22 protein-coding genes are annotated in these 26328 nt (G+C 49.4%); 21 read left to right on the top strand and 1 reads right to left on the bottom strand.

Annotated features, from left to right (window positions below; translation table 11 throughout):
* The first annotated feature begins 16 nt into the window (after positions 1 to 16).
* From pseC to argH, 18 genes are all read left to right on the top strand, one after another.
* A complete protein-coding gene (gene pseC / locus QW71_RS20190; RefSeq protein ID WP_039302700.1) occupies positions 17 to 1207 on the top strand; it encodes a UDP-4-amino-4,6-dideoxy-N-acetyl-beta-L-altrosamine transaminase in 1191 nt (396 codons plus the stop codon).
* A 166-nt stretch (positions 1208 to 1373) separates the two neighbouring features.
* Entirely contained in the window at positions 1374 to 1769 is a 396-nt protein-coding gene (locus QW71_RS20195; RefSeq protein ID WP_039302703.1) for a flagellar protein FlaG, read from the top strand.
* A gap of 17 nt (positions 1770 to 1786) precedes the next feature.
* Positions 1787 to 3304, top strand: coding sequence for a flagellar filament capping protein FliD (gene fliD, locus QW71_RS20200; protein WP_052770101.1), 1518 nt, complete (start codon positions 1787 to 1789; stop codon positions 3302 to 3304).
* 28 nt (positions 3305 to 3332) lie between these two features.
* Complete coding sequence (fliS, locus tag QW71_RS20205; RefSeq protein WP_039302706.1) at positions 3333 to 3725, top strand: flagellar export chaperone FliS; 393 nt, start codon at positions 3333 to 3335, stop codon at positions 3723 to 3725.
* Complete coding sequence (locus QW71_RS20210) at positions 3718 to 4053, top strand: flagellar protein FliT (RefSeq protein ID WP_039302709.1); 336 nt, start codon at positions 3718 to 3720, stop codon at positions 4051 to 4053. Before fliS ends, QW71_RS20210 begins: the two co-directional genes overlap by 8 nt.
* A 228-nt stretch (positions 4054 to 4281) precedes the next feature.
* Positions 4282 to 4479, top strand: coding sequence for a cold shock domain-containing protein (locus QW71_RS20215; protein WP_019915069.1), 198 nt, complete (start codon positions 4282 to 4284; stop codon positions 4477 to 4479).
* A gap of 340 nt (positions 4480 to 4819) precedes the next feature.
* Entirely contained in the window at positions 4820 to 6262 is a 1443-nt protein-coding gene (locus QW71_RS38120; protein WP_052770102.1) for an S-layer homology domain-containing protein, read from the top strand.
* Positions 6263 to 6523: 261 nt separating this feature from the next.
* Positions 6524 to 7081 carry a ribosome hibernation-promoting factor, HPF/YfiA family gene (hpf, locus tag QW71_RS20225; protein WP_039302715.1) on the top strand — a complete coding sequence of 186 codons (558 nt, stop codon included), beginning with the start codon at positions 6524 to 6526 and terminating at the stop codon, positions 7079 to 7081.
* Between the two features lie 312 nt (positions 7082 to 7393).
* Positions 7394 to 9898, top strand: coding sequence for a preprotein translocase subunit SecA (gene secA, locus QW71_RS20230; protein ID WP_039302718.1), 2505 nt, complete (start codon positions 7394 to 7396; stop codon positions 9896 to 9898).
* Between the two features lie 502 nt (positions 9899 to 10400).
* Positions 10401 to 11514, top strand: a protein-coding gene (prfB, locus tag QW71_RS20235) for a peptide chain release factor 2 (protein ID WP_152679813.1) whose coding sequence is annotated in 2 segments (ribosomal slippage) — positions 10401 to 10472 and positions 10474 to 11514 — 1113 coding nt in all. Because the reading frame shifts where the segments join, the coding sequence is not laid out codon by codon here.
* A gap of 97 nt (positions 11515 to 11611) precedes the next feature.
* Positions 11612 to 12496, top strand: a complete 885-nt coding sequence (locus tag QW71_RS20240; protein ID WP_039302724.1) for a YitT family protein — start codon at positions 11612 to 11614, stop codon at positions 12494 to 12496.
* Positions 12497 to 12679: 183 nt separating this feature from the next.
* Positions 12680 to 13735, top strand: a complete 1056-nt coding sequence (gene argC, locus QW71_RS20245) for an N-acetyl-gamma-glutamyl-phosphate reductase (protein WP_039302727.1) — start codon at positions 12680 to 12682, stop codon at positions 13733 to 13735.
* A 22-nt stretch (positions 13736 to 13757) separates the two neighbouring features.
* A complete protein-coding gene (gene argJ / locus QW71_RS20250) occupies positions 13758 to 14990 on the top strand; it encodes a bifunctional ornithine acetyltransferase/N-acetylglutamate synthase (protein WP_039302730.1) in 1233 nt (410 codons plus the stop codon).
* A 397-nt stretch (positions 14991 to 15387) separates the two neighbouring features.
* Positions 15388 to 16203, top strand: coding sequence for an acetylglutamate kinase (gene argB / locus QW71_RS20255; protein ID WP_047013878.1), 816 nt, complete (start codon positions 15388 to 15390; stop codon positions 16201 to 16203).
* 151 nt (positions 16204 to 16354) lie between these two features.
* Positions 16355 to 17647, top strand: a complete 1293-nt coding sequence (locus QW71_RS20260; RefSeq protein ID WP_039302734.1) for an acetylornithine transaminase — start codon at positions 16355 to 16357, stop codon at positions 17645 to 17647.
* Positions 17644 to 18612, top strand: a complete 969-nt coding sequence (gene argF / locus QW71_RS20265; RefSeq protein WP_039302736.1) for an ornithine carbamoyltransferase — start codon at positions 17644 to 17646, stop codon at positions 18610 to 18612. The genes QW71_RS20260 and argF overlap by 4 nt, the downstream gene beginning before the upstream one ends.
* A 700-nt stretch (positions 18613 to 19312) precedes the next feature.
* Positions 19313 to 20548 (top strand): argininosuccinate synthase, encoded by a 1236-nt coding sequence (locus QW71_RS20270; RefSeq protein ID WP_039302739.1) that lies wholly within the window; start codon positions 19313 to 19315, stop codon positions 20546 to 20548.
* 138 nt (positions 20549 to 20686) lie between these two features.
* Complete coding sequence (gene argH / locus QW71_RS20275) at positions 20687 to 22102, top strand: argininosuccinate lyase (RefSeq protein WP_039302742.1); 1416 nt, start codon at positions 20687 to 20689, stop codon at positions 22100 to 22102.
* A 235-nt stretch (positions 22103 to 22337) separates the two neighbouring features.
* Here the strand turns inward: argH and QW71_RS20280 are convergent, their stop codons facing one another.
* Positions 22338 to 23141 (bottom strand): alpha/beta hydrolase family protein, encoded by an 804-nt coding sequence (locus tag QW71_RS20280; RefSeq protein WP_039302745.1) that lies wholly within the window; start codon positions 23139 to 23141, stop codon positions 22338 to 22340.
* Positions 23142 to 23347: 206 nt separating this feature from the next.
* On the opposite strand from QW71_RS20280, the gene QW71_RS20285 reads away from it, so the two are divergent.
* Genes QW71_RS20285 through QW71_RS20295 form a run of 3 tightly spaced genes read left to right on the top strand, consistent with a single transcriptional unit; the run spans position 23348 to position 26271 of the window.
* Positions 23348 to 23953 (top strand): prepilin-type N-terminal cleavage/methylation domain-containing protein, encoded by a 606-nt coding sequence (locus QW71_RS20285; protein ID WP_039302748.1) that lies wholly within the window; start codon positions 23348 to 23350, stop codon positions 23951 to 23953.
* A complete protein-coding gene (locus tag QW71_RS38125; protein WP_052770103.1) occupies positions 23937 to 24485 on the top strand; it encodes a PilW family protein in 549 nt (182 codons plus the stop codon). The genes QW71_RS20285 and QW71_RS38125 overlap by 17 nt, the downstream gene beginning before the upstream one ends.
* Before the next feature lie 13 nt (positions 24486 to 24498).
* Positions 24499 to 26271: a hypothetical protein gene (locus QW71_RS20295; RefSeq protein WP_039302750.1), complete on the top strand. Its 1773-nt coding sequence runs from the start codon at positions 24499 to 24501 to the stop codon at positions 26269 to 26271.
* Positions 26272 to 26328 lie beyond the last annotated feature (57 nt).

A 26328-nucleotide genomic window follows, 5' to 3' on the forward strand; every position in this document is an offset into this window, starting at 1 on the left:
ATAAGGAGGAGTTTGCATGTCAGGAATTGATCCCCCATTCGCTCAGCCGATACGCAAAACAACACTACCCTATGGTCAGCAGTGGTTAGATGAAGAGGACATAGCGGCTGTAGTTGAAGTTCTGCGAGGTGATTTTATTACGCAGGGCCCGACTATTCAGGAATTTGAATCTAAAGTGGCAGAATATGTTGGGGCTAAATATGCAGTTGCCTTCACTAATGGAACTGCTGCGCTACATGGCGCATGCTTTGCTGCGGAAATTGGCCCGGGGGATGAAGTTATTACAACACCTATTACCTTTTTGGCAAGCAGCAATTGCGTACTATACCAAGGAGGCATTCCTGTTTTTGCAGACATCGACATGGATACGTATAACATAGATCCGGTTCAGGTCGAGCAAAAAATCACTGATAAGACTAAAGCGATTATTGCTGTGGATTTTTCTGGACAACCGGTTGAAATAGATCGTTTAAGCATGATCTCTAGAGACTATAATTTAGTTTTGATTCAAGATGCTGCCCATTCTTTAGGAGCTACTTACAAAGAGATAAAGGTTGGATCTTGGGCAGACATGACGATGTTTAGTTTCCACCCTGTCAAGCATATTACCACAGGAGAAGGGGGAATAATTGTCACGAATAATGAACATTATTATCACCAGCTCCAATTGTTCCGAAGTCATGGAATGACTAAAGACCCTCATAAAATGCTTAAAAATGATGGGCCTTGGTATTATGAAATGCAGGAGTTGGGATATAACTATAGAATGACGGACATGCAGGCTGCTCTAGGTGTATCACAGTTGGATAAACTTGATAGTTTTGTGAATAGGAGAAGGGGAATTGCAGAGCGTTATAACCGGGAGTTAACTGGTATCCAAGGGCTTATATTACCTTACCAACAGGAAGAGAGTAATTCAAGCTGGCATCTTTACGTTACTCGTTGGCTACCTGAAGTACTTAAGGGAACCAGAAGAGATTGGTTCGACGCCCTTCGTCAATTAAATATTGGAGTCCATGTCCATTACATTCCTGTTTACACACAACCTTATTATCAGAAGTTAGGGTATGAATCTGGTCTTTGTCCTAATGCTGAGACTTATTATAATACAGCTATTACGCTTCCTTTATATCCAAAAATGTCAGATCAAGATGTAATAGATGTAATTCAATCCGTTCGTTGGGTTGTCTCAAAATTTAGCAAGTGAGAATGAAGTCAGCACTATTTGATTACTGATAAAAATTACTAGGCTCAGAGAGTGTGTTCTCAGAGCTTTTTTCTTTTTTTCTCTTGACTTCACCCCGAATCCTAAATTATCCCTGAAACTAACCGATATATAGATTATAAAATGAGTGTTGGTGGAGGTCGGGGTTATGAATGTACAGTTCTCTCTTTCTGCGAGTTCGACAACAAGCGTCCAGAACAACAAGCCGGAAGTAGTGCCGGTTAGTTCTGAACAAGCAGCACCTGCTAATCAAGTGGCAGGAATTCGTACTACAAGGGATATGAATCAAAAGGAAAAGCAGGGCGTGAATGTATCCATTGCGGAGGAGCAGTTGATCCGAACCATTGAAAGAGCTGTGAAATCTCTTCAGGGACCCCAGACCACGCTTGAGATCAGCATCCATGAGAAAACACACGATATTATGGTGAAAGTACTTAACAAGGATACCGGTGAGCTTATACGTGAAGTGCCCCCTGAGAAGACACTGGATTTGGTAGCCAAGATGATGGAAATTGCGGGGATATTGGTTGACGAGAAAATATAGAACAAGGGGGTGCCGACTTGGTAACACGCGTAAATGGATTTTCGGGTATGGATATTGATAGTATGGTTAAGAGCATGATGACGGCCAAAAAAGCACCGCTCGACAAGATGAACCAGCAGAAGCAGCTCTTAAATTGGACAAGAGAGAGCTATCGTGAAGTAAGCAGTAAGCTTTATGATTTTCGGTACAATAAACTTATTACTAAATATGGTAGTAACGATGTACTTACAGTCAGTAAGGCAGTTGTAACCGGAAATACGGATGCTATCAAAGCTACAGCAAGTGCCAAAGCCAATGGTATTGACATGGAAGTGTCTGTAAGTCAATTGGCGACCAAGACAACCGTTACAACGGCGGGAGCAGGTTCGGGTAAGCTCAGTACCAACACACTAGCGTCACTGCAATCCGCCTTTGATGGCTCTGTCCCAACCTCCGATGAGGCCAAAGCGAAAGAATTTAAATTGGTTGTAAATGATCAGACATTTACTTTTAAAGGATCTACTGATATTCAGACGGTTATTGCTACTATTAATGACAATTCTCTGGCTAATGTCACCGCTACTTTTGATGAGACAACCGGGAAGTTTGCCTTAGCCTCTAAAACTAGTGGTACAACCGGCATAGTAAAATTGGGTTCTGGTACGGATGATAATACGCTCCTGAGTCTGTTTAACAAAAAAGATCAGACTGAATTACAATGGCAGACTGAAACGGGAAAAGATTCAATTTCGAAAATAAATGGTGTTGAATACATTAAACCTGAAAATACATTTACTGTAAATGGGGTGGCTATCACCCTTTTAACTAAAACTAATACATCCGGGACAGATATCCCTTCTAAAATAACAACTCAGACAGACACTACTGCTGCAGTGGATATCGTTAAAAGCTTTGTTTCTGATTATAATACGTTAATTGCTGCCCTAAACTCCAAGATTGATGAAGCGAAATATAGGGATTATGCACCACTTACAGATGATCAGAAGTCAGAAATGAAAGAAGCGGATATTACAACCTGGACCCAGAAGGCACAAAGCGGCCTGCTCAAGAATGATGATATTATTAAATCTGTACTATCTGAAATGAGAGCCCACATTACTGAGCAATTGGGTGGACTTGCTGAAATGGGGATTACTACCGGGACATATGCTGAGAATGGGAAACTAATCCTGGATGAAAATAAACTCAAAACAGCTATGGAAGCTAATCCCCAAAAGCTTATGAATATATTGCAGGGGCCGGCGAGTGCACCTGCAACTGGTATTTTTGACAAAATGGCCTCTTCTGTATTTAATGCAATTGAAAAAATATCTAATCGTGCGGGAACTAACCGTTACTCTGCTGATCTTACCAGCACTTTCAAAGAAGAAAGTGTAATGGGGAAGAAACTCAAAGAGTATAATTCGCGGATCAGTACAATGCTCACTTACTTGGATAATCAGGAAACTCGTCTGTATAAACAATTCACCGCCATGGAGACTGCCATGAATAAACTCCAGTCTCAGTCTTCCAGTCTATTCTCAACTTCCAGTTAAGTAATTTTAAAATTAGAGGGTGACAACATTGATTAAATCTCCTTATGATAAATACCGCCAGTCGTCAGTCCAGACCTCAACACCTGCGCAACTCGTGATTATGCTGTATGACGGGGCAATCCGTTTCGTGAAGACGGCTTTGGATGGGCTGAGCAAACAGGATCTGGAGAAATCCAATCTGAACTTCGGCAAGGCTCAGACAATCATCAGTGAGTTGATGAGCACACTGGATTATTCAATTGATGTATCCAAAGGTCTCTACTCTCTATACGAATATACGAACTACTTGTTGATCGAAGCCAACATCCACAAGAACCCGGCGAAAGCCGAAGAAGCCATTGGTTACCTCACGGATCTCCGCGAAACCTGGCTGCAGGCATCAAAGCTTGCCGCGACTCAGACTGAGATTGCTAATGGATGAACTAATCCGTAGTCTGGACCTGCTTACCCGTGGAATGATGAGCAGGCTTCAGGAAGCATCGTACGAGGAACTTGTGGTATTTGTAGAGGAACGTCAGAAACTTGTCGATTCCATTGCAGAAAAAGTCGCAATTTATCCTTCGTCGGCTGCGCAAAAGCAAGAAATTCATCGGATTCTAGGATATGATAATGAGCTGCTGGACCGGATGAATGCTCTTCGTCAGGAAGCCCAGAACTTTCTGCAGAAACGCGGCCAAGCCAAGATACAGCGTAACGCATACGAGGCGGGATATACCCCCGACAGCATCCTAATGGACCGAAAAAAATAATAGATTCCAGATGTTTCAGCTGGGGAGCGGGCGGGTATTTTAATAGCGTCTGCTCCTTTTTTTGTATCTTGTATCACAGAATCTGCCTTTTTTATGAGAAATTTAAGGATGGTAAAATATTGCAAGTAATCATTTACTATTCCAATTGACAATAGAGAAGCAGCGGTGGTATAGTCGAATTGTGAGCAAGACTCACGTTCATCTGATGACGAAGGGAATGTTTAGTCAATGGAAGGTAAAGTAAAATGGTTTAACGCAGAAAAAGGTTATGGTTTCATCGAAACTGCCGATGGTGGCGACGTATTCGTACACTTCTCCGCGATTCAAACTGACGGTTTCAAGACATTGGACGAAGGCCAATCCGTAGAGTTCGATATCGTTGAAGGCGCACGCGGACCACAAGCAGCTAACGTCATCAAATTATAATCATCCGGCGAAGCCGACCTACATATATGGTAGATGGTTAGCAATTGAGACAACGCTAGCGTTAGACCTTGGGGATAACTCCCAGGGTCTTTTTTACGTTCATTTCACAAATGACGCGCAACATAAGGCGGAAAAGACACATCATTAGACACTTTGTAAAGTTTTATTTCAAGAATCCGTTATTTCCCTCCAAAATATGGGTAATGAGAGACGTTGGGCTTTTTGTTGCCTAGATAGCACCTCATTATTAGCTTAGGCGTATGCTTCCGAAAAGAACCTAGATAAGAAGACATGCAGTGAAGCCTATGCCCATCAAACACTCAGGAGGATGAATAAAAGAATGAAGAAAACATGGCGTGGCCTTATGGCCGGATTACTTGGTATTTCGATGTTGCTCGGATCATTAGGCAGTGTGTCAGCTGCGGCTACCCCCAAAGACATTCAAGGTCACTGGGCGCAGAAGCAACTGCAGAGCTGGCTGGATAAAGGATACCTGGGCGGTTATCCTGACGGAACGGTGAAGCCGAACAAGGCTATTACCCGTGGCGAGTATGTAGCACTGATCAATCGCCTGTTCGGGTTCACCGAAACGGCTACCATTAGCTTCAAGGATGTCAAAAGCACAAATTGGGTCTACAGCGAAGTAGCCAAAGCCGTAAAGGCCGGTTACATCGGTGGGTATGAGAATAATACCTTCCGTGCCAACAATCCGCTTACGCGGCAGGAAGCGGCTGTCATTGCAGCCAAAGTCCTGAAGCTGAGTACAAGCTCCACTACACTTAAGTTCAAGGACAGTGCCCAAGTAGCAGCCTGGGCCAAAGGTGCGGTGGTAGCAGCAGCAGACAAGAAGATTATTAATGGTTATCCGGACGGGACCTTCGGACCGAAGAAATCACTTACACGGGCCGAAGCGGTCGGAATCATCAGTAACTCTGTTGTCTATAAACCGTCAGGCACTGGTGGAGTAACACCTACACCGGCCCCTACGGCAACGCCTGCTCCTACAGCAACACCTGTGCCAAGCACCAGCCCAACAGCAACCCCGGTTACCGGTGGTAGTGGTGGTGGCACTGGCGGTGGTGGTGGTGGCGGCAGCGTTACCTTCCCTTCTGTAAGCAATGTGACCTACGGTCATGTGGGTTCGGTTACTGCAGATGTATATGTTACGCCTTCGGTAACAGGAGCAGTATATTATGTAGTTGCTCCTTACAGCATGAACGTAGCAGCACCAACAGCAGCGCAAGTGAAAGACGGATTGACTAGTGCAGGAACAGCAGGCGTTCATTCCGGCAAAACAGCGGTCACTGCCAACACAAGCGTTGCTTTCTCCGTGTATGGTTTGAACGCAGATACGGAATATGCAGCCTATATCGTATTAGCTGATGCTTCAGGAAATTGGTCTGGCGTGACCACTCTTAGATTAAAAACAGCACCAAGCACCACCACATCACTTACCCAGGTGGGAGTGGACAGCATAGGGACTGTAACTGCTGCTGTGTATGCCAAATACGGGCAGCCTGGCGCACCAACACCCCTGAAATATGTTGTGGTCAAGGCAACGGAAGCTGATCCTACAGTACAACAAATTTCTGAAGGAAAGAATAGTGCTGGTGTTGTCTTAACGGGAACTTTTGCGGGTCCGAATTCTACAGTATCTCCAGGTGTAAAGCATACCTTTACGCTAACCGGACTGATTTCCAACACAGCCTATAAAGTCTTTTTCATCACTGGTTCTAATGGTAACTTCTCCCCTGTAGAGATTCTGCGTATCCAGACCAAATAAGTAAGATGAATGGATACAGATGCTACTGCCCTGCAATATGCAATATGTCAGCAATCATTCATAATCTTGGTTTCAAAATGATAATACTGTAGCTGTAATGGGTCCGGCCAGCGCGAGTTTATGCGCTAGCCGGACCTGTTTATTGTTTAAGACAAGGCTGTGACATCTTTTGTTAGCTAAATGTAAAGGCTGTCATGATTTGTTTTTTACTTAGCCCTGACAATTTGCTATAATGAAAAGGTAAACAAAGGAGGAGTGCCCATGCAATTCAGCATTCGAGGTCAACAAATTGAAGTGACCGACGCTTTGAGAGACTATGTTGATAAGAAGCTCAGCAGACTTGAGAAGTATTTCGATGCACCCCCTACCTCAGAAGGATATGTGACGCTTGGCGTCGTTCGCGGCCTTCATACGGTGGAAGTTACAATCCCTCTGGCAGGTGTGACGCTTCGTGCGGAAGACCGCAGCGATGATATGTATGCATCCATCGATGCCGTAGTGGACAAGCTGGAACGTCAGATCCGCAAGCACAAGACCAAACTTAATCGCAAATTCCGCCAGGAAGGCAGCTTGAAGACCTTGTTCGTAGAAGGTTCAGGCAATGCCGTAGCTGTTGAGGATCAGGAACTGGATTATGATGATCTTGAGGTTGTGCGGAATAAACGCTTCACCTTGAAGCCTATGGATGTGGAAGAAGCGATTCTGCAAATGAACATGATTGGACATACTTTCTTCGTGTTCTCCAACATCGACACTTCTGAAGTTAGCGTTGTTTACAAACGCGATGACGGCAAGTATGGTTTGATCGAACAGAACTAACCTGCTAACCGGAAATTGCTGGTATAAGGAAGGGCTTTCGTTTCAGCCTGACGTGGACAATTAGACGAGCCCCTATTCGCTTAAAGCGAATAGGGCTCTTGTGCGTATATACAGAAGGGACGGGCAAGAATACCTGCACCTGTTCCTATGAAAAGGCAATATGAAGAATAAGGTTGCGGCAGCTTGTATTGCGGCTTCTCTTACAAACTGTTACAATTTATGAAGCAGCGGAATCGAAATCATATATGGCCCTTTCAATTTGTTGAGGATGGGCTCGGTTCCACCATCTGTGTTGCATGAAAGGGGTTAACCATGCTAGGACTTGTTAAAAAAATATTTGGCGACGTTAATGAACGTGATGTCAAACGTCTCATGAAGACGGTCGAAGTAATCAATGGTTTGGAGCCGGATTTCGTATCGCTTACGGATGAAGAGCTGCAGGCTAAGACAGTAGAGTTCCGTGCCCGTCTTGAGAAGGGGGAAACCTTGGAAGAAATTCTTCCCGAGGCATTTGCAACCGTACGCGAAGCTTCCAAACGGACGCTGGGCATGCGGCATTTTGACGTTCAGTTAGTTGGGGGGATGGCGCTACATGAAGGCCGGATCTCCGAAATGAAGACCGGGGAAGGCAAGACGCTGGTAGGTACACTGCCGGTATATCTGAATGCACTCTTGGGCAAAGGCGTGCATGTCGTAACCGTAAATGATTATCTGGCTCAGCGCGACAGCGCACAAATGGGGCAAATCTATAACTTTCTGGGCATGACGGTTGGGGTCAACCTTAACGGCATGGACCATAATGATAAACAAGCAGCATATGCCTGCGATATTACGTATGGCACGAATAATGAGTTTGGTTTTGACTATCTGCGTGACAACATGGTGCTCTATAAGGAACAGATGGTACAGCGTCCGCTGTATTTCTGTATTATTGACGAAGTCGATTCCATCCTCATCGATGAAGCCCGTACGCCTCTGATCATTTCCGGACAAGCTGAGAAATCGACAGAGCTGTATTATGCAGCAGACCGTTTCGTGAAGAAGCTGACTGCCGAAGAAGACTACACGGTTGATATCAAGGTGAAGTCTGTTGCCTTAACCGAGAAGGGCGTTGCTGTAGCTGAACGTGCTTTTGGCATAGAGAATCTGTATGATCACAGTCACGTTACGCTGAACCATCATATCGTGCAAGCGCTGAAGGCAAATGCAATTATGCGCCGTGATGTAGACTATGTGGTCAACGAAGACGAGGTTATGATTGTCGATGAGTTCACAGGACGTCTGATGCAGGGCCGCCGTTACAGCGATGGGCTGCACCAGGCTATTGAAGCTAAGGAAGAGATTGAAGTCCAGAATGAGAGCATGACGCTGGCTACAATCACCTTCCAGAACTACTTCCGTATGTACCGCAAGCTCGGTGGAATGACCGGTACGGCGAAGACGGAAGAAGAGGAATTCAAGAAGATCTACGGTCTGGAAGTCCTCCAGGTACCTACTAACAAACCCAATCAGCGTGTCGATATGCCTGACGTGGTCTACAAAAGCGAGAATGGCAAGTTCAACGCTGTAGTCGCTGAAATTGTGGAACGCCACAAAAAGAATCAGCCGGTGCTTGTAGGTACGGTATCGATTGAGAATTCCGAACGCGTATCTGAAATGCTGAAGCGCAAAGGTGTCAGACACCAGGTGCTGAATGCGAAGCACCATGCGGCAGAAGCCGAAATTATCTCTTTTGCCGGTCAGCCGGGAACAGTAACGATCGCCACGAATATGGCCGGACGCGGTACGGATATCGTACTCGGTGAAGGTGTAACCGATGTTGGCGGTCTGCATATTATTGGTACGGAACGTCATGAATCGCGCCGTATTGATAACCAGCTTCGCGGACGTGCCGGACGTCAGGGTGACCCGGGCTCCACGCAGTTCTACCTGTCACTTGGGGATGAACTGATGAAACGTTTTGGCGCGGATAACGTGCTGAATATGATGGACCGTCTTGGATTCGAAGAAGATCAGCCGATTGAGAGCCGTATGATTACCAAAGCGGTTGAATCTGCCCAGAAACGGGTGGAAGGCAACAACTTCGATATCCGTAAAGTCGTATTGCAATATGATGACGTGATGAATCAGCAGCGTGAGATTATCTACAAACAGCGCCGCGAAATTCTCGAGTCTGACAATATCAAAGACGTTGTGGTGGAAATGATCAAACCGGTCGTTGACCGTATTGTTAATGCCCACTGCAGTGACGATATTCCGGAAAACTGGGAGCTGCAGGAAGTCGCGGATTATGTGAACAGCAAATTGCTGGAGGAAGACTCCCTGACCCGCGATGATCTATGGGGCAAAGAAGTAGAAGAAATCATCGAATTCATCTTTGGCCGTGTACTGGAAAAATATGCAGCACGTGAAGAACGTCTCGGCGCTGAGCTGGTACGTGAGTTCGAGAAGGTTATTGTACTTCGTTCCGTAGACAGCAAATGGATGGATCATATCGATGCCATGGATCAGCTTCGTCAAGGGATTCACCTCCGTGCTTACGGCGGTACCGATCCGCTTCGCGAATATCAGTTCGAAGGCTTCGAAATGTTCAATGCCATGACTGCGAACATTCAGGAAGAAGTGGCGACCTACATCATGAAGGCGCACATTGAGGCGAATCAGGAGCGTCAGTCGGTAGTGGAAGAAGATAAGATCTCCACGAACGCTGAGCCTGCTGAGAAACGTCCGGTGCATGTGGAGTCTACAGTCGGCCGTAACGATCCATGCCCTTGCGGCAGCGGCAAGAAATACAAGAACTGTCACGGTCAGGCGTAAGAGAGAAGAAATTCACTTGTCTGATTCTGGTGGAATAGCGAGCAGGCATTAAATCTGCGAGCACGTTTCACCGTAATGCACTTCGAGTTTTGTTCACTCGCACTTAGGTTATAATGACAATAAAAGCGGCTGGGCCCGGGGGGACTCCCCGTTTGCGGCCTGGCCGCTTTTTTGGGCTTTGAGGCTTTTGACGTGCATGAGCGAAGCAGACGAAATGTTTCTTAAAACCCTAGCTAAGGTGAGAGTAACGGAGGGGAAGTTTGGAACTGTAGGAGCGGTAGCGTCCGCCTTTGTGTCCGGATTTACTCCGCTATGCGGTATAATCAAATAAATCTGGGCACAACAGCGGCCGGAAGTCCAAACATTCCCCGCAGTTACGAGCAACACCGTGCGGACCGGTTGTAAGAGGCGGGTAGTCAGCGGCGGGAATAGACGTTAATGCCGGTAAGTCCAAACCCAGCGGCCGGCGCAATATTTTATTTTGAAAGGTGATGTGATCCAAGTGATCGATCCTAATGTGAAGCAGGACCTGCGTGAAATAGGCAAGAAACTAACCAATCTTAGGGGGTCACTTTGACTTAGACCTTAAGCTGGAGATTATAGCGAACTTTGAAGAGAAGATGGCTGCGCCCGGGTTCTGGGATGAGCCGGAGAAGGCACAAAGCGTTATTGGCGAGATGAACGCCGTGAAGTCGGTGGTCGATCAATACGATAAGCTGCAGCAGGATTATGACGATGCGGCGATGATGGCGGAGCTGGCGGATGAAGAAGGCGATGACGCACTGGCATCAGAGATTGCCGGAACGATCCGCAGTGTAAGCAGCAGAGTAGATGAGTTCGAACTGCAGCTGCTGCTCAATCAGCCGTACGATAAGCTGAACGCGATCCTGGAGCTGCATCCCGGTGCAGGCGGAACAGAATCCCAGGACTGGGGCCAGATGCTGCTGCGCATGTATACACGCTGGGCGGAGAAGCGGGGCTTCAAGGTTGACGTGCTTGATTATTTGCCGGGCGATGAGGCAGGCATCAAGAGTGTAACGCTGTTGATTAAGGGCTACAATGTATATGGCTACCTGAAGGCGGAGAAGGGTGTACACCGTCTGGTGCGCATTTCGCCTTTTGACTCTTCGGGCAGACGGCATACTTCCTTCGTATCCTGCGATGTGGTACCGGAGATTGCGGACGATGTGGAAGTAGATATCCGTACAGAGGATCTGAAGATTGATACGTACCGGGCCAGCGGCGCGGGTGGTCAGCATATCAATACTACGGACTCGGCGGTGCGGATTACCCACTTGCCAACCGGAGTCGTGGTAACGTGCCAGAATGAACGTTCACAGATCAAGAACCGGGAACAAGCGATGAAGATGCTGCGTTCCAAGCTCTATGAGCGCAAAATCCAGGAGCAGCAGGCGCATCTCGATGAGATCCGCGGCGAACAATCGGAGATTGCCTGGGGCAGCCAGATTCGTTCCTATGTGTTCCACCCCTACAGCATGGTGAAGGATCACCGTACTTCTGTAGAAACGGGCAACGTCGGAGCGGTGATGGACGGCGACCTGGATGGCTTCATTGACGGCTACCTGCGCAGTCAGATCAAGACAGAAACTGAATAAGGGCATGGATATTCCTACGCGTCTTCGGAGGTGTAGGGATTTTTTTCTGAAAAGAATAACAAGGACAGTAAGATCACATCTAAGGAGCAGGGCATCCATGCAAAAAATCAATTCACGCAACAAACCTCCGCTCATCCCGCTAAACGGGCCGCTGCGTCATACAGTGGATATTGCGCTCATTCTGATCGGCTCGCTGATTACGGGGCTGGCGTTCAATCTGTTCTTTCTCCCGAACCAGATTGCTTCCGGAGGGGTATCGGGGTTATCCGTGCTTGCCGAGGCCTGGTTTGGGGCGGAGCCGGCTTTTACCCAGTGGGCGCTTAATATTCCGCTCTTTATTCTCGGGGTCATATTCCTCGGTAAACAGTACGGTATCCGCTCTCTGCTGGGGAGCTTTGTGCTGCCGCTGTTTATCTTCCTGACCAAGGATGGTCCGGTGCCGACTACAAATCCGCTGCTGGCCTCTATTTATGGAGGAATTGGTGTGGGGCTAGGCCTCGGTCTGGTCTTCCGCGGGCGCGGATCTACGGGCGGACTGACCATACTCGCGCAGATTATTCAAAAGCTTACCGGCTTCAGCTTCTCGCTGTCCGTCGTGCTGCTGGATGGTACGGTGATTACGCTGGCTGCTTTTGTGCTGGGCATGGAGCAGGCGATGTATGCACTAATCGGGCTGTTCGTCACGGGCAAGGTAATCAATGCGCTGGAGGTTGGCTTCAGCACCACGAAGGTGGCGTATATTATCTCTGATCAGACGGAGGATATCTCGCAGGCGATTCTGAATGATCTGGACCGCGGGCTGACCAAGCTGAATGCGCAAGGCGGCTACACCGGAGACAATCGTACTGTCCTGATGGCGGTGGTAGGCCAGAATGAAATTACGAGGCTCAAAGCCATCGTCCGCTCGGTGGACCCGGGTGCGTTTGTAATTATTACGGAAGCCCATGAAGTGCTGGGCGAAGGTTTCAAAAGAGAAGCGTAGACTCCCTTTAGGGGAGCTCTGCGCTTCTCTTTTGATAAAAGGCATGGCTGTTTCTAGTGGGAACATCGGAATAAAGTTAACGTTACGTGTTGTATTTATATTAATTCGGTCGTATAATAATACATATTTGCAGAACGGTTATTCACAGGTAATAATGATATAAAGCAGAAACGGGAAGCGGGGATGACAGTGACAGGCAAGCTGAGAGCGGCGATTGTCGGATCAACGGGATATGGGGGCGTGGAGCTGATCAGGCTGCTGCAGAGCCACCCTGATATAGAGATTACTTCAGTAATATCTTCTTCGAGCGCCGGTACGCCGATTGAGGAAGGGTTCCCTCATTTAACAGGGATTGTGCAGCGTAATCTGGATGGTGTGGACGCGGCAGAGATTGCCGGCAGGGCGGATGTCGTATTCACAGCTACGCCTTCGGGAGTGAGCGCGAAGCTGGTGCCCCAGCTGCTCGAAGCCGGCCTCAAGGTCGTCGACCTGTCGGGGGATTTCCGGCTGAAGGACGGCGCGGAGTATGAGCAGTGGTATAAGCATCCCGCTCCTCCGGAAGCTTATCTGCAGCAGGCGGTATACGGGTTATGCGAGGTATACGGCGAGCGTGCGGCTGGTGTGGATTTCATCTCTAATCCCGGCTGTTATCCCACAGCTACGTTGCTGGGACTGGTTCCGGCGCTGGAGGCAGGCTGGATCAAACCGGACAGTATCATCATAGATGCGAAATCCGGGGTGTCCGGGGCGGGGCGGGGAACGAGCCTGATGGTTCATTTTGCCGAGATGAATGAGAACTTCAAAGCCTACAAAATCAACAAACATCAGCACATCCCGGAAATTGAGCAGGTGCTTACGGATATCGTAGGGGAAAAAGTAACGGTAACGTTCACTACGCATCTTGTGCCGATGACCCGGGGAATTATGAGCACGATGTATGCCGGGCTGACTGGAGAACACAGCGAGCAGGAGCTCGTGGAATTATACCGTAAGTATTATGCAGGCAGACCGTATGTGCGGGTGCGCGAGCCCGGAGTGGTTCCGGCGACGAAGGAAGTCAGCGGATCGAACTATTGCGACATCGGCTTCGCGACAGACGCACGTACCGGACGGGTCACCATTGTGTCGGTCATCGACAATATCGTTAAAGGCGCTGCAGGACAGGCGATTCAGAACCTGAATTTGATGATGGGATGGGAGGAAACCCGCGGTCTTGGCTACACACCAGTGTATCCATAAAGTGCAGCGGTCAAACTATAACATGAGCGAGAACAAACTATATACCGTCGTGGAAGGCGGAAGCATTACTACACCTAAGGGCTTCACTTCTGGAGGGCTGCACTGCGGGCTCAAAAAAACCGAACGTAACGACCTCGGAGCTATTCTCTGCGAGGTTCCGGCGACGGCTGCTGCGGTATTTACCACGAATGTTTTTCAGGCGGCTCCGCTGAAGGTGACGCGGGAGAGTCTGGCAAACGGGACACTGCAGGCGGTTATCGTGAACAGCGGCAATGCCAATGCCTGCACAGGTGATCAGGGTGAAGCGGATGCGTATGAGATGCGCGCTGCGGCTGCCCGTTATTTGGGCGTGAACGAACTGGATGTTGCGGTAGCCTCGACCGGGGTAATCGGGGAGCTACTGAAGATGGACTGTGTGCGCAGCGGGATCGCCGGACTGCCGGAGAAGCTGGATGGCGGTGCTGCGGGTGCGGAGGAGTTCAGCCAGGCGATTCTCACCACGGATCTGGTCAAAAAAGAGAGCTGCGTCAAGCTAACGGTTGGCGGTACAGAGGTAGTGGTTGCCGGAGCGGCCAAGGGTTCAGGTATGATTCATCCCAATATGGCGACGATGCTGGGCTTCATGACCACAGATGCTGTCATTGATGCCGAGGATCTGCTTAGCTTGCTGCGCAGTGCGACCAACTCTACTTTTAATATGATTACAGTAGATGGAGATACTAGCACGAATGATATGCTGGTCACTATGGCGAGCGGTCTGGCGGGAAATGAGAAGCTGACGCGTCTGCATCCGGATTGGGAGGCTTTTGCCGCAGCGTTCACGCATGTGTGCCGCAGTCTGGCGATGGCGATTGCCCGTGACGGGGAAGGCGCAACGAAGCTGATCGAAGTACAGGTAAATGGAGCGGTGCATGATGAAGGTGCTGCAGCTATTGCCAAAACTGTAGTCGGATCAAGCCTGGTGAAGTCAGCGATCTTCGGGGCGGATGCCAACTGGGGACGGATTATCGCTGCTGTAGGCCGCGCGGGGGTTCCGGTATCGCCGGAACGGGTAGATATTAAGCTGGGAGATATAGAGGTGCTGCGGACATCGCGTCCGGTGGCTTTTGACGAAGAGAAGGCTCTCTATTATCTGCAAAAAAGTGATACCGTGCTGATCACGGTAACCTTGTCAGACGGAAGCGGAAGTGCCACAGCCTGGGGCTGCGACCTCACTTACGACTATGTGCGTATTAATGCCGCGTACCGCACCTGATCTGCGCTGGTTGGCGGCGGGTATAAGCTTCTATATAAGCGGAATACAAGAAACCAACAAAAAGCGATAAGGATCGGAGGGGAATTTTGGAACTGTAGGAGCGATAGCGACCGCCTTTGTCACCGGATTTCCACTGCCAATGTGGTATTAATCAATCAAGAAATCTGGGGACAACAGCGGCCGGAAGTCCAAATATTCACCGTAGTGACGACTGGGCTTTAAGTTAGTATCTTAAGTTCAGCCCGCCTTTGTCACCGGATTTCCACTGCCAATGTGGTATTAATCAATCAAGAAATCTGGGGACAACAGCGGCCGGAAGTCCAAATATTCACCGTAGTGACGACTGGGCTTTAAGTTAGTATCTTAAGTTCAGCTTATATAGGGAGGTAACTGAGAGATGACGTTTGAACCTATAGAGAAGCAGCCGGGCAGTGGCCTGTTCGTGATGAAATGCGGCGGGAGTACGCTGGCTGCGCTGCCGGATTCGTTCTTTGAGGATTTGCGGGAGCTGCAGCGAAACGGGGCTCAGCCTGTTATTGTTCATGGCGGCGGACCGGCAATCTCGGGGAATCTGGAGAAGCTTGGGATTGAGAGCAGCTTCGTGAACGGCCTGCGGGTGACGACGGAAGAAGTGCTCGATGTGGTAGAGATGACGCTGGCCGGAAGCATAAATAAGGCGATTGTCCGCCGGATTCAAGCCACCGGTGGGCAGGCGATCGGATTATCCGGAGTTGACGGCAACCTGCTTATGGCGCGTCCGGTTGCGAACAGCGATGTATTGGGCATGGTGGGAGAAGTAACCGAGGTCAGAGCGGAGATTGTGACGGGTATCCTCGCGATGGGCTACATTCCTGTAATCGCACCTATCGGTGTGGATGGTGGTGGTCAGCGTTACAACATTAATGCGGATACAGCTGCCGGAGCGGTGGCATCTTTTGTGGAATCGCCTACTATGATCGTGGTTACAGATGTGCCGGGAATTATGCGTGTGCTGGACGGAGAGAAGGTTGTGCTCCCGTCCGTGACGGTGGCGCAGATTGAGGCACTGATCGAAGGCGGCGAAATCTATGGCGGGATGATTCCCAAAGTGCGTGCAGCCATGGACTGCATCCAGGGCAAGGTGTCTGAGGTTGTCATTGTCGACGGCAAAGAGCCGAATGTGCTCAGCCGGGTGCTGCAGGGTGAAGAGCTGGGGACGCGGATTGTCCGATAATTATGCAGTTAGCAGCTAAACTGCCGGAGTAGTATAGAGAGTGCAAAGTTGATTTGATTGGCATTTGGCTGATGGGTACCTGGTAGAGCGGAAAGTAAATTAGAGGCGCTGACGGTAATCCGGCAGCAGCATGGTGGGAGAGTGACTGAGAATGAGTGAGCTTACACAGTTGGGCAAGGATTCTTTGACGGGGGCGCCGCAGGAACGTTCTGTGGAAACGAAGGAACAGGGGGCCGCTACTGCTCCTGCCAAGCTGAGTGCGGTATTCCCGTCGTACGCCAGATATGATATTAGTCTGGTCAAGGGCAAGGGCAGCTGGGTGTGGGATGATCAGGGGAACAAATATCTGGATTTCATGTGCGGACTCGCTGTAACCAGCCTGGGCCATGCTCCGGAGAAGGTCGGCGCGAAGCTGAAGGAACAGATTGATACGCTGTGGCATGTCTCGAACCTGTTCCACATTCCGGGCCAGGACCGGGTTGCTGCGCTGCTTACCGCTAACAGCTGTGCGGACCAGGTATTTTTCTGCAACAGCGGAGCGGAAGCGAATGAAGCAGCGATTAAGCTGGCGCGCCGGTATCACCAGAAGGTGAAGGGTGCGGACCGCTACGAAGTAATCACGTTCGAGCAGTCCTTCCACGGACGTACGCTGGCTACACTGACAGCAACAGGGCAGGCGAAGGTAAAAGAAGGCTTCCTGCCGCTCCCGGCAGGCTTCAAGACTGTGCCTCTCCATGATCTGGAGGCGCTGAAGGCAGCAATCACGGAGCATACGGCAGCGATCATGCTGGAGATGGTGCTGGCCGAAGGCGGCGTTATTGAGGTGCAGCAGGATTTCCTGGACGCTGTAGCCGCGCTGTGCAAGGAACACGGGCTGCTGCTGATTGTAGACGAGGTGCAGACTGGCATGGGCCGTACAGGCAAGCTGTTCGCCCATCAGCATTACGGCATTGAGCCGGATATCTTCACCTTGGCCAAAGGCGTGGCCAGCGGTTTCCCGGCAGGTGTTATGCTGGGCAAGGGTTACCTTCGTGAAGCATTCAGCCCGGGCAGTCATGCATCTACCTTCGGTGGCACACCACTCGCTGCAGCAGTGATGGAAGCGACGATTGAGACGATGCTGGAAGACGGGCTGGCGCAGCGTGCTGCTGAGATGGGCGATTATCTGACCGGCTTGCTTAGAGAGAAGCTGGCGGACACTACCTTCGTGAAGGATATCCGCGGCAAAGGCCTGCTGATCGGCATCGAATGTGCAGAGCCAGTGGCCGAGATTGTGCTGGCCGGACAGAAACGCGGACTGCTGTTCGTTCAAGCCGGACCGAATGTCGTTCGCCTGCTGCCTAATTTATACGTAACCCATGAGGAGATCGACCAGGCGGTGGACATCCTTTCGGAACTAATCCATACTTATGCTAACAAAGGAAACGGGGAGGCAGATTCATGAGTCAGGGAACAACGGGCGTTACAGAGGCTATTGCCGCACAGCTCAAAGGCCGTGATCTTCTGGAGCTGAATGATTACAGCCCGGAGGAAATTACGTATTTGATTGATTTGGCGATTGAGCTGAAACGCAAAGCTAAGAACGGTGAAGTCTACCAGCCGCTGCTGGGCAAGACGATCGGGCTTATTTTTGAGAAATCCTCTACCCGCACACGTGTGTCGTTTGAAGTGGGGATGTATCAGCTGGGCGGTCATGCGCTGTTCCTCAGCAAGAATGACATCCAGCTCGGCCGCGGTGAGACGGTTGGTGATACGGCGCAGGTGATGTCGCGTTATCTGGACGGTATCATGATCCGTACCTTCGGCCATGATAAAGTGGAAGAATTGGCCCGTTATGCATCCGTTCCGGTTATCAACGGCTTGAGCGATCTGGCGCATCCGTGCCAGGTTCTGGCGGATTACCAGACTGTATACGAGCACAAGGGCAAGCTGAAGGGCTTGAAGCTGGCATATATCGGCGACGGCAACAACATGGCGCATTCCCTGCTGATCGGCGGTGCCAAGCTGGGCGTACATGTCTCGATCGCTGGCCCGGAGGGTTATGAGCCAGATGAGGCTGTAGTGGCCGAGGCGCGCGAGATCGCTAAGGAGACAGGTTCGGTCATCACCGTTACCCGCAGCCCGCAGGAAGCGGTACAGGAAGCTGACGTGATCTATACGGATGTATGGGCGAGCATGGGCTTCGAGGCTGAACAGTTGGCGCGTGAAGCGGCGTTCAAGGATTATCAGGTCAACGAGGAACTCGTGAAGGGTGCCAAAAGCGATTATCTGTTCCTGCACTGCCTGCCGGCCCATCGTGAGGAAGAGGTAAGCACCGGTGTCATTGACGGCCCGAACTCCGTCATCTTCGATCAGGCGGAGAACCGCCTACATGCGCAGAAGGCGCTTATGGCAGCTTTGATGGGCTAGACTAGTACAACCAGAACTAAAGAAGTAATTTAATACAACAAGGAAGCAATTGATGTATTCAGTTCCAAGTGAAATTCAGTGATAGTTGTATTCTGTGCAATTAAAAACAGCGAAAAGGGAGGCTTGCCTCTTATAACTGTAGTCTGTACAACTAAATCTGCCTGAATAGGTGAAAACCGCGTTCAACTGGCAGTTTAATTGTACGAAATACAACTAAATGGATAATCGGCTGAAAATCAGACGATTTAGTTGTATAAAGTACAATTAAGCCTGCATATATACCGTAATCGGGTTACTGCAAACCCTCAGCAGCCAATTACCAAAGTAGTTTCTCTAGTTTAAATCTGACATTCTACTAGGCCTATGTAAGTTCTGTTAGTTGTTTGAATCTTAGAGTAAAACAGAGGTAATCCTGTTTGGATCTTATACTATATAAACACACCATATAGGTTGAACTTAGAAGATAATGCGTTATAACCCGGTGCTAAGCAACGGAGTGAAGTTTGGAACTGTAGGAGCGTTAGCGTCCGCCTTTGTCTCCAGATGTTATCCGCCAAGCGGTATAATCAGAAACATCTGGAGACAACAGCGGCCGGAAGTCCAAACATTCACGCAGGTTGCGTCTGGGTATCGGGTTGTATAAGCATTTTTTCTGTGGTTTAGCCTAGACTCCCCCACAACGAAAGGAAGTTGCACCCCCATGGCAAAAGAAAAAATCGTCCTCGCCTATTCCGGCGGATTGGATACCTCAGTCATTCTGAAATGGCTGAAAGAAACATATGACGCGGAGATTATTGCTTTTACAGCCGATATCGGCCAAAAGGAAGAGCTGGATGGCCTGGAGGAAAAAGCACTGGCGACCGGCGCCTCCAAAGTCTACATTGATGATCTGCGCGACGAATTCGCGAATGACTTCATCTACCCGATGTTCCAGTCAGGCGCACTCTACGAAGGCCAATACCTGCTGGGCACGAGTATCGCCCGTCCGCTGATTGCTAAGCGTATGGTGGACATCGCCATCGCCGAAGGCGCAACTGCTATTGCTCACGGAGCAACCGGTAAAGGGAATGACCAGGTGCGTTTCGAATTGAACGCCGCCGCCTTGTCGCCAAGCATCAAAGTGATTGCACCTTGGCGTCTAGAAGAGTTCCGTAACCAGTTCCCGGGACGTGCGGAAATGATCGCTTATGCTGAAGCTAATGGCATTCCGGTGCAAGCATCGGCAGCCAAGCCGTATTCAATGGACCGTAACCTGCTACATATCAGCTATGAGAGCGGCGTGCTGGAAGATCCTTGGTTTGATCCAAGCGCACCGGAGAACAAAGAAATGTTCCTGCTGTCGAATGCTCCGGAGGATGCTCCGGATGAAGCGGAATATCTGGAGCTGGACTTCCTCAAGGGCGACTGCGTGGCGCTGAACGGCGAACCGTTATCTCCGCTGCAAGTCATGGAGAAGCTGAACGAGCTCGGCGGCAAGCATGGGATTGGACGCGTCGATATGGTGGAGAACCGTTTTGTCGGCATGAAGAGCCGCGGCGTGTACGAAACACCGGGCGGAACGATCCTGTTCACCGCTCACCGCAAAATGGAGTCGATCACCATGGACCGTGAAGTCATGAACCTGCGCGACAGTCTGATCACCCGTTACAGCACGCTTGTATATAACGGCTTCTGGTTCGCTCCTGAACGGCTTGCCTTGCAGGCTCTGGTGAAGGAAAGCCAGAAGAATGTGACCGGCACTGTACGCGTCAAGCTGTACAAAGGCAACATCATTGGAGCGGGTGTGAAGAGTCCGGTCAGCCTGTACAACCCGGATATCGCTACTATGGAAGCAGATCCTACACAAGCATATGATCAGGGAGATGCAACTGGCTTCATCCGTCTGAATGCTCTGCGTCTGAAGGTATCGGCCGGCGTAGCAGAGTCCAACAAGTAGCAGCATCTAACCGCTTGGCGGTTTTTGAAAATATAAGAATTTATACAGCATCACACAATATAAGCGGACAGAAGAAGGCCGTTCCTCCCATCCGGACAGGGGCGGCCCTTCTAACGTCAATCGAGGAGGAAACAACAGGTGAGCAAGCTGTGGGGCGGACGTTTTACCAAAGGAACGAACAAGCTGGTGGAGGAGTATACGGCTTCCATCGGATTCGACAAGGCACTTGCAGAAGAGGATGTGCAGGGCAGTCTGGCGCATGTCACGATGCTGGGCAAATGCGGGATTCTGCCGCAGGATGATGTGGAGACGATCAAGAACGGACTGAATAAGGTACTGGATAAGGTGCGTGCGGGAGAGATTGTGTTCTCCGTAGCCGATGAAGATATTCATATGAATATTGAAAAAAATCTGATCGAAGAGATCGGCCCGGTCGGCGGCAAGCTGCACACCGGCCGCAGCCGTAACGATCAGGTAGCGACGGATATGCATCTCTACTTGCGTAACCGTGTAGTAGAGCTGGTGGCTCTCCTGCATGAGCTGCAGGACGCGCTGATCGGGCAAGCCAAGGACAATGTGGAGACCATTGTTCCGGGCTACACCCATCTGCAGCGCGCTCAGCCGATTCTGTTCGCTCATCATCTGCTGGCTTATGTGTCCATGTTCCGCCGCGATGCGGAGCGCCTGACCGACAGCTACAAGCGGATCAATGTGCTGCCGCTGGGTGCAGGGGCGCTGGCGGGAACGACGTTCCCGATTGACCGCCACTTCGTGGCCGAGCAGCTTGGCTTCGACAGCGTCTATGAGAACAGCCTGGACGCCGTCAGCGACCGTGACTTCATCGTTGAGTTCCTCGCCAACGCAGCGCTGGTGATGACTCACCTGTCCCGGCTCAGCGAAGAGCTGGTGCTGTGGAGCAGCACAGAATTCAGCTTCGTAGAGCTGGACGATGCCTTCTGCACCGGCAGCAGCATCATGCCGCAGAAGAAGAACCCGGATGTGCCGGAGCTTGTACGCGGCAAGACAGGCCGTGTCTACGGCAACCTGATCGGACTGCTGACCGTGCTCAAATCGCTGCCGCTGGCCTACAACAAGGATATGCAGGAAGACAAAGAAGGCATGTTCGATACGGTAGCCACCCTGACAGGAGCATTGCAGCTGTTCGCGCCGATGATCTCCACGATGAAGGTGAATAAGGCGCGGATGCGTGAAGCGGTGAATACTGATTTCTCTAACGCGACCGATATCGCTGACTTCCTGGTGGGCAAGGGATTGCCTTTCCGTCAGGCGCATGAAGTTATCGGCAAGACGGTATTGTACTGCATTAACGAAGGCAAATTCCTGCTGGATCTGACGCTGGAGGAATTCAAGCAGTTCTCGCCGCTGTTCGATGACCAGATCTACGCTGTACTGCAGCCGGAGGCTGTTGTGAACGCCCGTAACGTATACGGCGGCACAGCTACTGTTCAGGTGCAGGCAGCCATTGAACGGGCCGAAGCAGCTCTGCTGGCGGCTAACGAATGGGTTGTGCAGCATGGGGATGCTGCACAATAAGAAGCAGCTAAGCTGGCAGCGGATATAACTGAATCAACAAGTGGAAACGGCTGTGCTGTCCTTTAATAAGGACGGTATCGTTTCAGCGAGAAAGATAAGGAGCATTTATTGTGCAAAGCATATAAATTCTTATCTTTTCAAAAAGACTGTCCTCTACCGCATCGATAGGATGCGGGAGGACAGTCTTTTTTTGCAGGGAATGAAGTTATAATTCACATGCGTGGCGGGTACCCGCTTACAAGTCAGCGGACTTTACTTTGCCGAGTGGCAGCCAATTCAGTACATCACGGATCTTGGTATCCCAATACCCCCATTCATGCTCGCCCGGCCCTTCCTCGTAAGTCAGTGACAGCTTGGTCTTGGAGCAGGCCTTACGGAAAGTCTGATTGTCCTCATAGAGGAAATCCCCGGTGCCGCAGCATTGATAGAGAAGGGGCTTCGGCCCTTTGGAGCGGTCCACTTCTTTCATCAGCCACAGCAGGTCTTCAGGAGTGCCTGCAATGTTCTTATCTCCAAAAATCTGCATATACTCCTTCGTCTTCTGCGATTTATCTTCCCAGTTCATGAAATGATGGGCCATATCCAGGGCACCGGACAGACTCGCGGCAGCGGCCCAATCTTCCGGCTTGCGCAGCCCCAGCTTCATCGCTCCATAACCGCCCATCGACAGTCCGGCTACGAAGTTATCCTCGCGTTTCGCCGACAACGGGAAGAAGGAACGGGCCAGCGCCGGCAGCTCCTCACTGATAAATGTCCAATACTGTCCGCCCGCCGCCATGTCGGTGTAGAAGCTGCGGTGGACCTGAGGCATGACAACGGCAATGCCCATCTGCGCTACATAACGCTCTATCGAGGTCCGGCGCAGCCAGATCGAATCATCATCGGACAAGCCGTGCAGCAAGTACAGCGTAGGGTGAAGGTTCCCCCGTGACACATTACTCATTCCGATCTGTGTAGTAGTCTGCTGCGGCAGAATCACGGTCATCGAGGTGTTCAGCCCCAGCACTTCCGAATAAAACTTACATTCGATTAAAGCCATTCGCATATCCCCTTTCAGCCCAAATAATAGCACAGCCGCTAAACGATATAAATTGTAGAAATCTCTAGATTTATTCCTTGCAAGCATTGCTGGTGCCGGAGTTGAAAGAATATAATGGAAGTAGGTAGAAAGATTCAGATAGACGGAAAAGGGTGCAGGACTCAAGACCGATGATTGAATCCAATAGAGCATAGGGAGCGAACAGGATGTCTTGGAGAGACAAGTGGAACCGAAACCGGGAGAGGGGCAAGGAAGAGGGATTTACGCTGATTGAGGTGCTGGCAGCCATCGTGATTTTGTCGATAGTTTCTCTGGTGCTAACCTCCTACTTCACCAACGCGCTGTCCTATTCGAAATCCAACCAGAATAAGACGATCATGGTCAATCTGGCGCGTAATGCGCTCTTTTATATGGAGAAGCAGGATTTTGAGGCTATGGGCCAATACTTTAATGTAAAAGAAACTAGCCAAAGTGCTGTACACCCTGTTATTGAAGCAGAGCAGTGTAAAGATGCTTCTTGTTTATATAATAATGCGGGGTTTATCAATTCGGCGGTGCTGCCTGAAGTGCTGAATCCTTTTATCAACAATATCCAGTATGAGGTAAATATAACTTATCAGGCAAAGCTGCATGAGGATATGCTGGCGGGAAAGAGCAGCAGTGGAGGGAAGGATGCCGTAGACACCCGCAAACAAGAAATGGCCCCTTATCTGATTCCGGTACAAGTAGAAGTTACTGGACCGGGCGGTCCTAATGCGAATACAGTCAGCACGGTGGTGGAGGGTTATATTACCGATGAAAAAATACGTTGACCAGCTAAAGTCACAGCAGGGCTTCACGCTAATTGAGCTTATTGCCGCCATAACCTTATTTTCAATGATTGTGGGCATCATTTCTATGGTCACTATGTTTGGATTCCGCAGCTATCATAAAATAACAATCGAAAATTCTCTCAGAGATGAAGCGGATATTATTATGTCTTCAATTATAAATGAATTATATACATTTGCCCCGGAGCGAGTAGAGAGAACGAACACCAACGATGGAATTCTTCTGAAAAAGAAGAAAAGCGATACAGATACTAGCTTTGAGGTGGTCAAGATAGCTTTCACTCAAGGGAAACTGGTTATTGGCACCGAAACAGAGGAGCCTTCCAATGACTCCCGGACGTCAGTTAAATCAGATCTGACCGGTTCACTCATTTCCTCTGCAACGCCTGACGGCAGGTTCTGTACAAGCGCTTCTCCGTGTGGCAGCGGACTGATTGAGATTACACTCCAATTGGCACAGGAGTATGACGGCAGGGACTACACCATGGAAATGAAGAGTAAATTTGGATTCTAGGAGGATGCTGCCCATGCGTGGAGCTGGACCGTCACAGCGTCATATGAGACTTAAGAAACTGAAGGAATTCGCCAGGCGCTTCCGGGAGGAACGTGGTTCTGCCCTAGTGCTGGTTATGTTTATTGTTCTGCTTCTTACGATCTTGGGATTGAGTGTACTTACTGCAGCAGTTGGAGGCGCACAGCGTACAGAGACGCGTAAGAATGATGTGCAGAGCCTGCATTTGGCGGAGAAGACGCTGGATGAGGCGGTGGCCTATATTACGGCTCGGCTGAATCAGACCATCCAAGCTAGCATTGTGGTTAGCCAGTCAGATCTGGATAATGCAATTGATCTTTTTTTGAGGAATCTAAATGATGATCAGAATATCCTGCTCGCCAGCACTGATTTATTACAGGCAGATGGAAAGAAGGCATCAGGCAAAATTACCAGTATAGACTACGAGACGAAAAAAGATCCGACGAGTGGTATGCCTGTCAGCTATCGCCTGACTTTGAACTCCCAGGCAGAGATTAATGGGGTTGTCCGAAATTTATCACAGGTAGTTGTTATTGATACTTTTCCCGATTTTCTCAACTACACACTGGGTTCTGAGCATAACCTGACTATAAATGGTTCTCCATATATTAAGGGGAATATATACGCCGGGGACACTTTAACAATCAGTGATACTGCTAATTACAGATATAAAGGAGTAGACCATACGTTTTATTCCAAGCTTTTTCAGCTTGAAGGAGAGGCGCATGTACAATCACTGCAGAAGTTAATATATCAGGATCAGATTTTGGGCAACCTTACTGCAGATAAAATAACCTCAACTACTGATATGACGGGGAAGATTAAATCAGATAATGTGAAGATCAAGAATCACCGCAGCTTTGTAGAAGTGAATGTTATTTCCTCTTTTACAGATAAGGTTGCAGAGGCAATGGGTGGTCTTGCCATACGCTCGGAAATTCTCAACAATGTGGAGAAAGGAACTTTAGCCGAATATCTTATTGGAACCTATGATACAATATTTGATCATCCGGAGGTCCTACCTCCAAAGCCTGATCCGGCTGATACTACAGAAATTGGCCTGAAAGCCCAAAAGTCTTATGATGAAATAGTGAAACAACTAACCAAACCAAGCAAATCTCTTGTTTACGAAGGTGATTTAACCTTGGACGGTATTGAGCTTGCGGGAATTCAATATGCCAATAAGGATAAAAACTGGTATATCATTGACGGAAATCTGAAGATTGACAATTCTGGACGTTCTACTCCTGTGCAAGTACAAGCGAATATCCTCGTCACGGGAAAAGTAGAGATTAGAGGCAAGGTTGAATTCGATTCCACAATCTTCGCTTTGCAGCAGTCACCGTTGACAGGCAGTGATAAGGAGTACACCACTATTGTAGAGGATGCTTCAATTCAGGGGATGAACGATAAAGAACTGGTTCTAATTTCGCAGGGCCCTATTCTAATTAATCGTTTGGCAGCCTTCACCAATGCTGCATCGGCTAAGCCTTTGGAGGCCTTCTTTTATACCGATTCAGATGCTTTGCTGTACGGTGTAGGTTCTGTCTTTTCTTTGAGCGGAGGATTTTTTGCCAAAGGAGACTTAACGATTAACGCTGTACGTGGTAGTGCGACAGATGAGGATGGGAACTTCTTGGTCATTCAGAATGATAGCCAGATTCGATTTAATGCTTCCTATAACAATAAGGTATTTGCCGACCAAAAAGCGGGATTGCCCCGTGTTCAATCGATCAATATCAGTGTGGAGGAACTTAAACTGAAATAGAAAATTAGTTTGATTATCAAAAGAAGTTATAACCATGAGAAACCCCGGTTCACATCC

This window comes from Paenibacillus sp. IHB B 3415 (assembly GCF_000802655.2).
GTDB classification, from domain to species: domain Bacteria; phylum Bacillota; class Bacilli; order Paenibacillales; family Paenibacillaceae; genus Paenibacillus_AQ; species Paenibacillus_AQ phytohabitans.